The organism is Dechloromonas agitata is5 (assembly GCF_000519045.1).
In the GTDB taxonomy this organism is placed as follows: Bacteria; Pseudomonadota; Gammaproteobacteria; order Burkholderiales; family Rhodocyclaceae; genus Azonexus; species Azonexus agitatus.
The window spans coordinates 3,534,229-3,548,976 of the sequence record NZ_KI912532.1; the positions used below are offsets into that span (position 1 = coordinate 3,534,229).

Sequence of the window (14,748 nt, forward strand, 5' to 3'; positions counted from 1 at the left end):
GGAGTTCGCAGTATACCGCCTCCACCCTGGCTACCACCGTGGAATACCCTGCCACGATGCGGGACAGCTGCCACTTTCCGGCCACGCTTTCCGGCGTATCATGGAGTTGCTGCAACGCAGCACCCGCTGCGCAGCGGCAAGCCGGCAGAGAACCGGCACTCGTCTCAGGGGTTTCGCATGAACTGCATGCTCACCATCGACGGCAACGAAGCCGTCGCCAACGTGGCCTACCGCGTTTCCGAAGTGATCGCCATTTACCCGATCACACCGTCCTCCGGCATGGGGGAACTATCCGACGAATGGGCGGCTCAGGGCCGCCGCAACCTGTGGGGCACCGTCCCCAGCGTCGTCGAACTGCAATCGGAGGGCGGCGCCGCCGGCACGGTGCATGGCGCGCTGCAGGCCGGTGCCCTGGCTACGACCTTCACGGCCTCGCAGGGCCTGTTGCTGATGATCCCCAACATGTACAAGATCGCCGGCGAACTGACACCGGCCGTCTTCCATGTCGCCGCCCGCGCCGTCGCGACGCATGCCCTGTCCATCTTCGGCGATCATTCCGACGTGATGGCCACCCGCGCCACCGGCTTTGCGCTGCTCGCCGCCAATTCGGTGCAGGAAGCGCAGGACATGGCGGCCATTGCCTCAGCCGCCACGCTGGCCGGGCGTATCCCGGTGCTGCATTTCTTCGACGGCTTCCGCACTTCGCACGAAGTCGCCAAGATCACTCCCTTGCCGGACGACGCCCTGCGCGCCCTGTTCGACCCGGCCCTGATCGACGCCCAACGCCGCCGCGCCCTGTCGCCGGAAGCTCCGGTGCTGCGCGGCACAGCGCAGAACCCAGATGCTTTCTTCCAGTGCCGGGAGGCCCAGAACCCCTGGTACGAGGCCTTCCCCGGCATCGTGCAGCAAACCATGGACCATTTCGCCGCGCTGACCGGCCGGCAGTATCGCCTATTCGACTATGTCGGCGCGCCGGATGCCGAGCGTGTCATCGTGCTGATGGGTTCGGGGGCCGAGACGGTGCAGGAAACGGTGGACGACCTCGTCGCCAGCGGCGAGAAGGTCGGCCTGCTCAAGGTGCGCCTGTACCGGCCGTGGGCGCCGGCCGCTCTGCTCGCCGCGCTGCCCGCCAGCGTACGTCGCATCGCCGTGCTCGACCGGACCAAGGAAGCCGGTGCCGATGGCGAACCGCTCTTCAAGGATGTGCTGGTCGCCCTGGCCGAGGACGCCGCCGGCCCCGCCCCGCGCTTCGCCACCCCGCCACGCGTCACCGGGGGGCGCTACGGACTGGCCTCCAAGGAATTCACGCCGGCCATGGTCGTCGCCGTCTTCGCCGCGCTGAACGAGGCGCAGCCGCGGCGCCGTTTCACGGTCGGCATCGACGACGATGTCACCCATCTGTCGCTGCCTTTCGACCCCGCCTTCCGCTCCGCCGCGGCCCGTGCCCACTTCGCCGCCGTGTTCTACGGCCTCGGCTCGGACGGCACCGTATCGGCCAACAAGAATTCGATCAAGATCATCGGCGACGAAACCGCGCTGTTCGCCCAGGGCTACTTTGTCTACGACTCCAAGAAGTCCGGCGCGATGACCGTGTCGCACCTGCGTTTCGGCCCGCAGCCGATCCGCTCGGCCTACCTGACCGGCGATGGCGACGCCCGCTTCGTCGCCTGCCACCAGCCGCATTTCCTCGACACCCACGACCTGCTTGTCCACGCCGCGCCGGAAGCCGTCTTCCTGCTCAACACCGAGTTGCCCCCCGAGCAGGTCTGGCACAACCTGCCGGCCCGTCTGCGCCGGCAGATGGCAGCCAAGCGCATCCGCTTCTATGTCATCGACGCCTACCGCGTGGCGCAGGAGGCCGACATGGGCCGACGCATCAATACCGTGATGCAGACCTGCTTTTTTGCCATTTCCGGCATCCTGCCGCAGGAGCAGGCCATCGCCGCGATCAAGGGCGCCGTCGAGAAGACCTATGGCCACAAGGGGCGCCGCATCGCCGAATTCAATTACCGCGCCATCGACCGGACCCTGGCCTGCCTGCACGCTGTCTCCGTTCCCGCCGACGACAGCTCGCCCGACGAAGCCACCGCGCCGGCCGCTGCCGTGGACGATTTTGTCCGCCGCGTCACGCTGCCGCTGATCGCCGGGCACGGCGATGCGCTGCCCGTCTCCTTCTTCCCACCCGACGGCACCTGGCCGACCGGCACCGCGCGCTACGAAAAACGCAACCTGGCGCTGCAGATTCCCGTGTGGGACGAGGCGCTATGCACGCAATGCGGCAAGTGTGTCTTCGTCTGCCCGCATTCGGCCATCCGCGCCAAGGTCTTCCCGGCCGACGCGGTGGCCGGCGCACCGGCCACCTTCAAGCACGTGCCGGCGCGCAGCAAGGATTACCCGGCCGGCAGCCGGATGAGCTACCAGGTCGCCCCCGAGGATTGCACCGGCTGCACGCTGTGCGTCGAAGCCTGCCCGATCCGCGACAAGTCCAACATTTCGCACAAGGCCCTGAACATGGCGCCGCAGGCCCCCTTGCGCCGGCCCGAAGCGGCGAACTGGGCCTATTTCCTGACCCTCCCCGATCTGGACCGGCAGGCCGCCAAGCGCACCGCCCTGCCCGGCGCCATGCTGCTCCCGCCCTATTTCGAGTTTTCCGGTGCCTGCGTCGGCTGCGGCGAAACCCCCTACATCCGACTCGCCACGCAACTGTTCGGCGACCGCATGCTGATCGCCAACGCCACCGGCTGCTCGTCGATCTACGGTGCCAACCTGCCGACCACGCCCTACTGCAAGGACACCCATGGCCGCGGCCCGGCCTGGAGCAACTCGCTGTTCGAGGACAATGCCGAGTTCGGCCTCGGCCTGCGCCTGGCCACCGACAAACTGGCCGAGGCGGCCCGTACGCAGTTGCAGGCACTGGCCCCGCAACTCGATCCGGCCCTGGTCACCGGTTTGCTTGAGGCCGATCAACGCAGCGAGGCGTGCATTCACGAACAGCGCGAGCGTGTTGCAGCGCTGAAGGCGGCGCTCGCCGCTCTCGGCACGCCGGCCGCCGAGCAGCTCGCCGCCCTGGCCGACACCCTGATCCGGCGCAGCGTCTGGATCATCGGCGGCGACGGCTGGGCCTACGATATCGGCTTCGGCGGTCTCGACCACGTGCTGGCCTCGGGGCAGGACGTGAATATCCTGGTGCTCGACACCGAGGTCTATTCCAACACCGGCGGCCAGAATTCCAAGGCGACACCGCTCGGTGCCGTCGCCAAGTTCGCGGCCGGCGGCAAGCCGAATCGCAAGAAGGACCTGGCGCGCATCGCGATGGATTACGAAAACGTCTTCGTCGCGCAGGTCGCCTACGGCGCCAAGGATGTCCATACGCTGAAGGCCTTCCTCGATGCCGAGAGTTACCCCGGCGTCTCGATCATCATCGCCTACAGCCCGTGCATCGCGCACGGCGTCGATCTCTCGAACAACCTGCGCCAGCAGGACCTGGCCGTGAAGTCCGGCCACTGGCCACTGCTGCGCTACGACCCGCGCCTGCGCGAGCAGGGCCGGAATCCGCTGTCGGTGGATAGTGCGCCCCCTTCCATTCCCTATCGCGAATTCGCCCAGCACGAGGCGCGTTTCACCGTGCTCGAACACCAGAATCCCGATGCAGCCAAGGCCTTGATGGAACAGGCGGAGAATACGGCGCGCGCGCGCCATCACGAGTACACCGAACTGGCCGCGCTGGCGCCGGCGGCCACCCCGACAAGCGAGGAGAAGCCCGATGCCTGACCTGAGTACCCGCTATCTCGGCCTGACGCTGAAGAACCCGATCGTTCCTTCCTCGACGCCGCTCACCCGCGACGGCGATGCCGCGCTGCACCTGGAAGATGCCGGTGCCGCCGCCATCGTCCTGCATTCGCTGTTCGAGGAGGACATCCGCAACGACGAGCGGATGATCGACCGCTTCCTGATCCACCCCGAGCGCTTCGGCGAAGCGAGCGGCCACCTGCCGGCCCGCCACGATTACGCCAGCCGGCTCGACCGCTACCTGAGGCGCATCGACTACCTGAAATCCCGCCTCGGCATTCCCCTCATCGCCAGCCTGAACGGCGACTCCCTGTCCGGCTGGGTCGAGCTTGGCCGCGAGCTCGAAGCGGCCGGCGCCGATGCGCTGGAACTGAACGCCTGGCACCTGCCGGGCGATGCGGAGGAATCGGGAAGCAGCGTCGAAGACCGTTACCTGACGCTGCTCAGTGAGCTGCGCGCCTCGGTCAGCCTGCCCATCGCCCTCAAGCTGTCGCCCTTCTTCTCCTCCCTGCCGCATTTCGTACGCCAGGCGGAAGCAGCCGGGGCAGCGGGTGTCTCGTTGTTCAACCGCTTTTTCCAGCCGGACATCGATCTGGACACCCTGAGCGTCATCGACCGGGCCCAGCTTTCCACCTCGGCCGACGGCCTGCTCGCCATGCGCTGGATAGCCATCCTGCGCGGCCAGACCACGCTGACGCTGGCTGCCTCGGGTGGCGTGCATTCCGCCGATGACGTGCTGAAGATGCTGCTCGCCGGCGCCGACGTGACCCATGTCGCCAGCGCCATCCTGCTCAACGGCCCCGACCACATTGCCCGGATGCTGGAGGCGCTCCAAACCTGGCTGGCCGAGCGTGAGTACGCATCGATCGAACAGCTCAAGGGGTCGATGAGCCAGCGCAACCATCCCGACCCGGCCGCCTATGCCCGCAGTGCCTATCTAAATGCCATCGACAGCTTCACCCCCCCGGCCGGCGTCAGATACTGACAAAAGGCTGAAAACCCCTGTTTCCACGGGGCTTTTCAGTCTCCCACGCGATATCGGCAGCCCGATCTTTTCAGCGCATTTTTAACAGGTATCAAAGCTGCATCCCCCTTCGACAAATACCATCGGCCAGCCAAACAATTTCCGAAAGGGGGAAAAACAATGAGTGGCGCTTTCACCAAGTCGATGGCGCGGAACATTTTCTACGGGGGGACGGTTTTCTTCTTCCTGTTGTTCCTTGCGCTGTCATTCGACACCCATTCGCAACTTCCGAAACGCGACATGCGGCAGAACATCACGCCGCAAGTCGCCGAAGGCAAGAAGCTGTGGGAAGTTAATAACTGTATCGGTTGCCACACCCTGATGGGTGAAGGCGCCTACTTCGCTCCGGAACTGGGCAACGTCGTTGTCCGTTACGGCGAGGAAGGCACCAAGGCTTTCATCCAGGCTCGTCCGAAAGAGGGCATCCCGGGCCGCCGCAGCATGCCGCAGTTCAACTTCACCGACGAGCAACTGGACGCCATCGTGGCCTTCCTGAAGCACGTCAATTCGATCAACGACGCCAACTGGCCGCCTAACAGCCAGGGCTGATCGAGAGGAGAACTGAAACATGCAATACAAATCTCAAGCGGTTGCAAAACCCTACTTCATCGCGGCAATCGGTCTGTTTGTCGGTCAAATCCTGTTCGGCCTGATCCTCGGCCTGCAGTATGTACTCGGCGACTTCCTGTTCCCCGCCATCCCGTTCAACGTGGCCCGCATGGTCCACACCAACCTGCTGATCGTGTGGCTGCTGTTTGGCTTCATGGGCGGCGCGTACTACATGATCCCGGAAGAATCCGAGACTGAACTGTTCAGCCCGAAGCTCGCGCTGGCCATGTTCTGGATCTTCCTGGTCGCTGGTGCGCTGACCATCGTCGGCTACCTGGCCGTTCCGTACGCCACCCTGGCCGAGCTGACTGGTAACAGCCTGCTCGAAACCATGGGTCGCGAGTTCCTGGAACAGCCGCTGCCGACCAAGCTCGGTATCGTCGTGGTCGCCCTGGCCTTCCTGTTCAACATCACCCTGACGGTGCTGAAGGGCAAGAAGACCTCGATCTCGATCGTGCTGCTGCTCGGCCTGTGGGGCCTCGCCGTCTTCTTCCTGTTCTCCTTCTACAACCCGGTGAACGTCGTTCTCGACAAGTTCTTCTGGTGGTGGACGGTGCACCTCTGGGTGGAAGGCGTATGGGAACTGATCCTCGGTTCGTTCCTGGCCTTCGTGCTGATCAAGACGACCGGTGTTGACCGTGAAGTGATCGAAAAGTGGCTGTACGTCATCGTCACCCTGACGCTGATCACCGGCATCATCGGTACGGGTCACCACTACTTCTGGATCGGTACGCCGGAATACTGGCAGTGGTGGGGTTCCATCTTCTCCGCTCTGGAACCGATCCCGTTCTTCGCCATGACCGTGTTCGCCTTCAACATGGTGAACCGTCGTCGTCGTGAGCACCCGAACAAGGCCGCCGTCCTGTGGGCCCTGGGTACTGGCGTGATGTCCTTCCTGGGCGCTGGCGTGTGGGGCTTCCTGCACACCCTGGCTCCGGTCAACTACTACACCCACGGCACCCAGATCACCGCCGCTCACGGCCACATGGCTTTCTATGGCGCCTACGCCATGGTCAACCTGATGATGATCTCCTACGCCATGCCGATCCTGCGCGGCCGTGCTGCCAACAGCAACAAGTCGCAAGTGCTGGAAATGTGGTCGTTCTGGCTGATGACCGTCGCCATCGTGTTCATCACCCTGTTCCTGACCGCCGCCGGTATCCTCCAGGTCTGGCTGCAGCGCGTTTCCGACGCTCCGCTGCCGTTCATGGTGGCCCAGGACAAGATCGCTCTGTTCTACTGGATGCGTGAATGGGCCGGTGTCGCCTTCCTGGTCGGCCTGATCGTCTATATCGCCAGCTTCTTCGTAGGTGGCGAGGAGAAGCAAGCGTAAGCTTCGTTTCTGCCAAATAGCGCACAGGGCGCGGTTCTTCGGACCGCGCCCTTTTTATTTGGGCCAGATCAAGGTTTGCCGCCCCCCCTTACCCTTACGATCATGCCCATGTCGAACACCACTTCCCTCCCGACTTCCGAAGCCCCAGCGGCCCGTCGCCTGCCCGGCGACCTCGCCATCTGGGTCTTCATCCTCTCTGAAATGCTCGTCTTTGCGGTCTTCTTCGCCGCCTATGCCTTCGCCCGGGCGAAGAACGTCGAGCTGTTCAATGAATACCAGCAGACGGTGAATCGCGACCTCGGCGCGCTCAACACCTTCCTGCTCATCACCGGCTCGTGGTTCGTGGTGCGTGCCGTGCAGGCGGCGCACCGCGATGATCTGCCGGCGGTACCGCGCAATATCCTGCTCGGCTTCCTGTGCGGCGGCGGTTTCGTTGTCGTCAAGATCATCGAGTACGCCGCCAAGTTCGGCGCCGGCATCACGCTGTCGACCAACACCTTCTACATGTTCTACATCTCCCTGACCTTCTTCCACTTCATGCACGTCATCCTCGGCATGGTGATCCTCGCGGTGATCTGGGTACAGGCCCGCAAGGGGGCCTACACCAGCCGGGATGCGCACGGCCTGGAGAGTGGTGCGGCGTACTGGCACATGGTCGATCTATTGTGGATCATCCTTTTCCCTCTTGTTTATGTGATGCGCTGATCATGGACATGCTGAAGAATCCCGCCCATCGGGCCTGGCTGGTGTTGATGATAGCCACCGTCATCACCTGGTATCTCGGCGAGGTCGGCGCCGCCGGCACTACTGCCATCGTTGCCATGTTGCTCATCGCCTTCGTCAAGGGCCGCCTGGTCATCCTCGATTTCATGGAACTGCGTGAGGCGCCCCGGATGTGGCGCATTCTGCTCGAAGGCTGGCTTATACTCGTTTCCAGCCTGATTCTGCTTGCTTACTGGATTTCCCTTAAATGAACGATCTGCCCTTCTACGAACCGTCCGGCAACGAAATTTCCCTGTTCGAACACGCCTTCAATCAACGTCTGCCGCTGTTGATCAAGGGGCCGACCGGCTGCGGCAAGACCCGCTTCGTCGCCCACATGGCTGCCCGCCTGAAGCTGCCGCTGTACACCGTCGCCTGCCATGACGACCTGACGGCTGCCGACCTGGTCGGCCGCCACCTGATTTCCGACAAGGGGACCTACTGGTGCGACGGTCCGCTGACCCGTGCCGTGCGCGAGGGCGGCATCTGCTACCTCGATGAAGTGGTCGAGGCACGCAAGGACACGACCGTCGTGCTGCACCCGCTGGCCGACGATCGCCGCATCCTGCCGATTGACCGTACCGGCGAAACGCTGGAAGCGCCGGCCAATTTCATGCTGGTCGTTTCCTACAACCCGGGTTACCAGAACCTCCTGAAGGGCCTGAAGCCATCCACCCGCCAGCGCTTCGTGTCGATGAGCTTCGACTTCCCGAGCGCCGAGCGCGAGGTGTCCATCCTGATCGGTGAAACCGGCTGCGACGCCGATCTTGCCAAGCGCCTGGTCGGCATCGCCAAGGCCTTCCGCGCCCTGAAGGACCGCGATCTGGAAGAAGTCGCCTCGACCCGCCTGCTGGTATACGCCGCGACGCTGATCAAATCCGGCTTCGATGTGTCCGCTGCCTGCCGCGCCGCCCTGGTCGAGACGCTGACCGACGATCCGGAAACCATCGACGCCCTGATGGAAATCGTCAATGCCACGTTCGGACGCTGAAACCGGTTACGACGAGAAGATTCCCGGCCAGAACCTGGCCGTGATCGCCGAGTCGTTGTTTCTCGGCAATCTGCTCATCGTGCCCGGCGTCTGCTTCGCCGTCCTTATCTGGCTCTGGCTGCGCAACAAGGACGACGCGCCGCCCCTGGCCCGCCAGCACCTCAAGCAGACGACTTACGTCAGCCTGTGGGGCGGCATCCTGATCGTCGTCTTCAGCGCCGTTTTCATCGCCCTCGGCGGACTGCACTGGGAATGGACCTGGGTGGTCGTCATCATGTATTTCACCTGCATCCACTCCACCCTGGTCATGTTCGGCGCCTTCGCGCTGGCCAAGGCCTTGGCTGGCCAGACTTGGCGCTACCCGCTGATCGGCCCGGCCATCGAGCGCGACCCGGCATGAAGAAGCCGCCCCTGCAGCGCGCCCGCATGATGGCGCAAATGGGTTTCTTCGCCCTGTTCACGGTCACGCCGATCTTCGACCTGTTCCGTTACGACCTGACAGAGCGGCACGCCTATTTCCTGACCATGCCCTGGCACCTGGGCATCGATGAACTGATCGCCGGCACGGGCGATCCGAAGGCGGCGGCGATCAACATCATTCTCTACCTCTTCCTGCCCGTGCTCGGTACGCTTGGATTGATCATCGGCGTTGCCTGGAAATGGGGCCGCCTCTACTGCGGCTGGCTCTGCCCGCATTTTTCGGTGGTCGAGACGATCAACCGGCTGATGCTCTTCGCCACCGGCAAGCATTCGGTCTGGGACAAGAAGCAGACCCCGCCGTGGGAACCGGACGGATCCCCAATGCCGCGCGACTGGCGCTACTGGTTTGCCGTCGTGCCGGCAGCCATCGGTTTCGCCTTCGCCTGGTCCGTCGTCGGCCTGACCTACCTGATGCCGCCGTTTCAGGTCTATCACGGCCTGTTCAACTTCACCCTGTTGCGCGGCGAGGTCATCTTCCTCTGCGCCGCCACGACGGTGCTGACCCTCGAATTCCTCTTCGCCCGCCATCTGTTCTGCCGCTACGGTTGCGCCATCGGCATCTTCCAGAGCTTTGCCTGGATCGTGAACAAGAAGGCCATGGTCGTCGGTTTCGACCGCCAGCGCTTGAGCGATTGCGCCAACTGCATGAAGGGCTGCGGCACGGCAGCCAACACGACGCTGGCCCGTACGGCCCGGCATGCCGCCGGTGATCTACCGGCTATTCCCGCCGGCAGCGCCTGCGACGCGGTCTGCCCGATGCGCCTAAAACCGCGCAACGTCAAACGCTGGATGTTCGCCTGCACGCAATGCGGCCAATGCATCTCGGCCTGCGCGACGACCAATCGCGACAACCCGAACGGCCAGCTCCTGCGCTGGGTCAGCAATGACGCAGCCCGGCGCAACGAAGCCGGTTTTTCAGCTCTATCAAACACGGACGAGGATGCCGGAGGCAAAATCTGACCCATGGAAGAATTCATCGGCAAAATCTGGCACAACTGGGTCACCAAGGCTGCGGGCGGCCATTACCCGCAAGCCGCTGTCAAACTGGCCGACGTTGAAAAGACGGCCGGCATCCTGTTCCGTGCCTTCGGCGGTGACCCCGGCCTGAAGGTGGCGGCCGCCACGGCTGAACAGCATGGCGCCCGCCGGCACTGGCTGCAGCGCCTCGCCGGCAGCAACGAAAAGGTCTCGCAGGCCCGGCGCGACGCCGAAACCCTGCGCCTGCCGCCGGAAATCGCCGCCTTCCCGGAGAAGTCGCTCAACCGCGACCTCTACCTGTGGCTTTCGGCCATTGCTGCCTGTGACATTGCCCGCCACCGGCCCTGGTTCATCCGCAACCAGCAGGCCGCCCTCACCGCCCTGCAGCGCTATCCCGGCCTGCGCCCCCGTTATGAACGCCTGGTCGACGCGCACCTCGCCAACCGGATCCCGCCCGAGGAAATGCAGGCGGACGAGGCCGCGCAGGAAACCGCCCTGCGCCAGGCCATGCGCCAACCCGGCAGCATCGATGGCCTGCCGCCGCTCAGTTCCAAAAAATCCCGCCCGCCGCAGCCGGTGCTGCTGTGGCTGATCGCGGCCGATCAGGCAACTGCCGGCCGCCTTGCCGACCCGGACGAAGAGTTGCCCCCGGAAGGCAGCGGCAATCCGGAGATCGCCAAGGAGGCGCACAAGGCCGAGCAGGTCGAGACACCCGAGAACAAGAACCCGATGCTCTACATGTTCCGGGCCGAAAGCCTGCCGACCTGGGCAGAATACGTGCGGGTCAACCGGGCCTACGACGACGATGAAGACCCGAATGCCAAGGATGCCGCCAAGGATCTCGACCAGCTGTCGCTGACCCGCGACGGCCAGACCGCCAAGTCGCGCGTCAAGTTCGATCTCGACCTGCCCTCGGCCGCCGAGGACGACACCCCGATCGGCCCCGGCATCGCGCTGCCGGAATGGGATTACCGCAAGGCGGTGATGCAGGAGAAGCATTGCCTGATCCAGCCGATGATCGCCCGCGACGCCGAACCGGCGGATCTGCCGGCCGAACTGGCGGCCACCGCCAAGAAACTGCGCGGCCAGTTCGCCGCCCTCGCCCCGCAAAGGCGCTGGCTGAAGGCGCAACCGGATGGCCCGGAACTGGATGTCGATGCCTGCGTACGCAACCATGCCGACCGCGCCTCAGGCCACACCCCGGATAGCGGCGGCTTTCTCGCCCAGGCCCGCTGCGAGCGCGACCTCGCCTGCCTGCTGCTGGCCGACCTGTCGATGTCCACCGACGCGCCGATTTCGGACAGCCACCGCATCATTGACGTGATCCGCGATTCGCTGCTGCTGTTCTCGGAAGCTCTGACCGCGACCGGCGACCGCTTCGGCATCTACGGTTTTTCCTCCCTGCGCCGGCAGAACATCCGTTTTCACCTGCTCAAGGATTTCGGCAAGCGCTACGACGCCGCCTCACGTGGTCGCATCCTGGCCGTCAAACCCGGTTACTACACCCGGATGGGAGCCGCCATCCGTCAGGCTGCCAACATCCTGTCGGAGCAAGCGGCCAGCCGCCGCCTGCTGCTGATCATCACCGACGGCAAGCCGAACGATCTCGATCTCTACGATTCCCGTTACGGTATCGAGGACACCCGGATGGCCGTCCATGAGGCGCGGCGCATGGGACTGACCCCCTTCTGCGTCACCATCGACCGCGAGGCCGGCTCCTACCTGCCCTACCTGTTTGGACCGGCCGGTTTTTGTGTCATCCGCAAGCCGGAAGAGCTGCCTCGACGTCTGCCTCTGCTTTACGTGCAACTAACGCGCCAGTGAATAGTCATAAAGAAGTATTGCATTCGAACTAATCGGATGCCAACATCGGCCGTCCTCAACCAGCTGCACTTGACCATGCACGGAAATCATCCGATCAACATTGAAGCCCTGTTGACGCACGTTCCGCTTTTCAACAGCCTGGCCCCGCAGGAAATCTCCCGCATCGCCCGTGGAACGCGCGAGATTCACGTCAGCAAGGGGGATATTGTGTTCCACAAGGGGGATGCCTGTACCGGTTTCCACCTGCTGGTCTATGGCCAGATGAAGCTGGCGTTCACCTCCCAGCAAGGCAGTGAAAAGGTGGTCGAAATCCTGACTCAGGGCCAGAGCTTCGGCGAAGCCATCATGTTCATGGACAAACCGTACATTGTTTTTGCCCAGGCCCTGACCGATTCTCTGCTGCTCCACGTTTCGAAGGCTGCCGTGTACGAGGAACTGGAACGCGACCACAGCCTGTGCCGCAAGATGCTGGCGGGCATGGCCATGCGTCTGCATCAGCTGATGACCGACGTCGAGTCCTACTCCCTGCATTCCGGCAAGCAGCGCATCATCGGCTACCTGCTGCGTGAGCTACCGGAATCTGATCACGATGGGATCAACGTTTCTGTCACGCTGCCGACGAACAAGGGCGTCATCGCCTCCCGCCTGAACCTGACACAGGAACATTTCTCGCGGATCCTGCACGAGTTGACCGAACTTGGCCTGATCAAGGTCGAGGGGCGGAAGATTCACATTCCCAGCGTCGCCAAGCTGCGCAAGCACGAGGGCTGAAGACAGCCCGTCGTCTGGTCTCTCCCCCTGCCGGCTCTCCGTAGGGCGCGGCGGAAAACGAGAATCTCGTTGCCAGCACTAGAAAAAAGGCGGCCAAGGCCGCCTTTTCCCGTTGCACGAACCCCCTCAGGCCATCAGCGGAACGATCAACAAGGCGACCAGGTTGATGATCTTGATCAACGGGTTGACTGCCGGGCCCGCCGTATCCTTGTAAGGATCGCCGACGGTGTCGCCGGTTACGGCCGCCTTGTGCGCATCGGAACCCTTGCCGCCGAAGTGGCCATCCTCGATGTACTTCTTGGCGTTGTCCCAGGCACCGCCGCCGGTGGTCATCGAAATGGCGACAAACAGGCCGGTGACGATGGTACCGACCAGCAGACCGCCGAGGGCCTGCGGGCCAAGCGCCAAGCCGACGACGATGGGCACCGCGACCGGCAGGATCGAGGGAATCATCATTTCCTTGATCGCCGCGACGGTCAGCATATCGACAGCGCGGGAATAATCCGGCTTGGCCGTCCCTTCCATGATGCCCGGAATTTCCTTGAACTGGCGGCGCACCTCCATGACCACGGCGCCGGCCGAACGACCGACCGCTTCCATGGCCATCGCCCCGAACAGGTAGGGAATCAGGCCGCCAATGAAGAGGCCGATGATCACCATGTGGTTCGACAAATCGAAAGTAATGCCGGTCAGACCGGCCGCTTCCAGGCCGTGCGTGTAGTCGGCGAAAAGGACCAGCGCGGCCAGGCCGGCTGAACCGATGGCATAGCCCTTGGTCACGGCCTTGGTCGTGTTGCCGACGGCATCGAGCGGATCGGTGACATTGCGCACCTCCTTCGGCAGTTCGGCCATCTCGGCAATCCCCCCGGCATTGTCGGTGATCGGACCGTAGGCATCGAGCGCGACCACAATACCGGCCATCGACAGCATGGACGTCGCCGCGATCGCGATGCCGAACAGGCCGCCCATGGCGAAGGCTGCGTAGATCGCGATACAGACGGAAATCACCGGCAGGGCGCAGGCCTTCATCGACACGCCGATACCGGCAATGATGTTGGTCGCGTGACCGGTCTGGCAGGAGGAAGCCACATGCTTGACCGGCGCGTAGTCGGTGCCGGTGTAGTACTCGGTGATCCAGACCAGGGCAGCGGTCAGTACCAGGCCGACGACGGAGCAGCCGAACATCGAGGCGGTCGTGATCTTGGCCGCCGGATCGCCGGCACCAATCAGCCACGAGGTCACCGGGTAGTAGGCAGCGAGGGCGAGCACGCCGGCCACGATCAGGCCGCGATAGAGCGCCCCCATGATCTTGCCGCCTTCCGAGGTCTTGACGAACATGCAGCCGACGATCGACGCGATGATCGACACCGCGCCCAGGGCCAGCGGGTAGAGCACGAGGTTTTCACCCAGGCCGGCAAACTGCTTGATGGTCAGCGCCGCCAGCACCATGGTGGCGACCACCGTCACGGCATAGGTCTCGAACAAGTCGGCCGCCATGCCAGCGCAGTCGCCGACGTTGTCGCCGACGTTATCGGCAATGACCGCCGGGTTGCGCGGATCATCCTCGGGGATGCCGGCCTCGACCTTACCGACCAGATCGGCACCAACGTCGGCACCCTTGGTGAAAATGCCGCCACCGAGACGAGCGAAGATGGAGATCAGCGAGGAGCCGAAAGCCAGGCCGACCAGCGGCTCGATGACGTGATGCAGGTCAGCGCCACCCACCGTCGCCTTGAGGAAGGCGTAGTAACCAGCCACCCCCAGCAGGCCGAGACCGACAACCAACATGCCGGTGATCGCACCGCCCTTGAACGCCACGGCAAGTGCCGGGGCGATACCGCCGCGGGCCGCTTCGGCGGTACGCACATTGGCGCGTACCGAAACGTTCATGCCGATGAAACCGGCCGCCCCGGAAAGGACAGCCCCGATCAGGAAGCCAAAGGCCGTCAGCCAGCCCAGCTTGGGCACTAGGCCGATAACGAGGAAGAGGATGACGCCGACGATCGCGATGGTCTTGTACTGTCGGCTCAGGTAGGCCGCCGCCCCCTCCTGCACCGCTTTGGCGATCTGCTGCATGCGCTCGTTGCCGGCCGGCAACGCGAGGATCTGCTGGCTGGAAATCCAGCCATACAGGACTGCCAACACGGCGCAACCGAGCGCCAGTAACAACGCTGTACTCATGACTCC

12 protein-coding genes are annotated in these 14,748 nt (G+C 63.9%); 11 read left to right on the forward strand and 1 reads right to left on the reverse strand.

Features of this window, described 5'->3' with window-relative positions; genetic code table 11:
- The first annotated feature begins 177 nt into the window (after positions 1-177).
- The 11 genes from nifJ to K420_RS0117300 all read left to right on the forward strand — a co-directional run bounded on the left by nifJ (position 178) and on the right by K420_RS0117300 (position 12,561).
- Entirely contained in the window at positions 178-3,771 is a 3,594-nt protein-coding gene (gene nifJ, locus K420_RS19435) for a pyruvate:ferredoxin (flavodoxin) oxidoreductase (RefSeq protein WP_035855008.1), read from the forward strand.
- On the forward strand, positions 3,764-4,774 hold the full coding sequence (locus tag K420_RS0117255; RefSeq protein ID WP_027459149.1) for a dihydroorotate dehydrogenase-like protein: 1,011 nt from the start codon (positions 3,764-3,766) through the stop codon (positions 4,772-4,774). The genes nifJ and K420_RS0117255 overlap by 8 nt, the downstream gene beginning before the upstream one ends.
- Positions 4,775-4,933: 159 nt before the next feature.
- Positions 4,934-5,362, forward strand: a complete 429-nt coding sequence (locus K420_RS0117260; RefSeq protein ID WP_027459150.1) for a c-type cytochrome — start codon at positions 4,934-4,936, stop codon at positions 5,360-5,362.
- A 19-nt stretch (positions 5,363-5,381) separates the two neighbouring features.
- The gene (locus K420_RS0117265; RefSeq protein WP_027459151.1) at positions 5,382-6,755 is read left to right on the forward strand and encodes a cbb3-type cytochrome c oxidase subunit I; all 1,374 of its coding nucleotides are present in this window, start codon (positions 5,382-5,384) and stop codon (positions 6,753-6,755) included.
- 108 nt (positions 6,756-6,863) lie between these two features.
- The gene (locus K420_RS0117270; protein ID WP_027459152.1) at positions 6,864-7,460 is read left to right on the forward strand and encodes a cytochrome c oxidase subunit 3 family protein; all 597 of its coding nucleotides are present in this window, start codon (positions 6,864-6,866) and stop codon (positions 7,458-7,460) included.
- Positions 7,461-7,468: 8 nt separating this feature from the next.
- Positions 7,469-7,729: a cytochrome C oxidase subunit IV family protein gene (locus K420_RS0117275; RefSeq protein ID WP_332308178.1), complete on the forward strand. Its 261-nt coding sequence runs from the start codon at positions 7,469-7,471 to the stop codon at positions 7,727-7,729.
- On the forward strand, positions 7,726-8,508 hold the full coding sequence (locus K420_RS0117280) for a CbbQ/NirQ/NorQ/GpvN family protein (protein ID WP_027459154.1): 783 nt from the start codon (positions 7,726-7,728) through the stop codon (positions 8,506-8,508). The genes K420_RS0117275 and K420_RS0117280 overlap by 4 nt, the downstream gene beginning before the upstream one ends.
- Positions 8,489-8,908: a cytochrome c oxidase subunit III gene (locus tag K420_RS0117285; protein ID WP_027459155.1), complete on the forward strand. Its 420-nt coding sequence runs from the start codon at positions 8,489-8,491 to the stop codon at positions 8,906-8,908. The genes K420_RS0117280 and K420_RS0117285 overlap by 20 nt, the downstream gene beginning before the upstream one ends.
- Positions 8,905-9,948, forward strand: a complete 1,044-nt coding sequence (locus K420_RS19440) for a 4Fe-4S binding protein (protein ID WP_035855021.1) — start codon at positions 8,905-8,907, stop codon at positions 9,946-9,948. Before K420_RS0117285 ends, K420_RS19440 begins: the two co-directional genes overlap by 4 nt.
- Positions 9,949-9,951: 3 nt before the next feature.
- Complete coding sequence (locus tag K420_RS0117295) at positions 9,952-11,790, forward strand: nitric oxide reductase activation protein NorD (RefSeq protein ID WP_027459156.1); 1,839 nt, start codon at positions 9,952-9,954, stop codon at positions 11,788-11,790.
- Positions 11,791-11,865: 75 nt separating this feature from the next.
- Positions 11,866-12,561, forward strand: coding sequence for a Crp/Fnr family transcriptional regulator (locus K420_RS0117300; protein WP_027459157.1), 696 nt, complete (start codon positions 11,866-11,868; stop codon positions 12,559-12,561).
- A 126-nt stretch (positions 12,562-12,687) separates the two neighbouring features.
- On the opposite strand, the gene K420_RS0117305 is transcribed toward K420_RS0117300, so the two are convergent.
- Positions 12,688-14,742: a sodium-translocating pyrophosphatase gene (locus K420_RS0117305; protein WP_027459158.1), complete on the reverse strand. Its 2,055-nt coding sequence runs from the start codon at positions 14,740-14,742 to the stop codon at positions 12,688-12,690.
- Between the last annotated feature and the right edge of the window lie 6 nt (positions 14,743-14,748).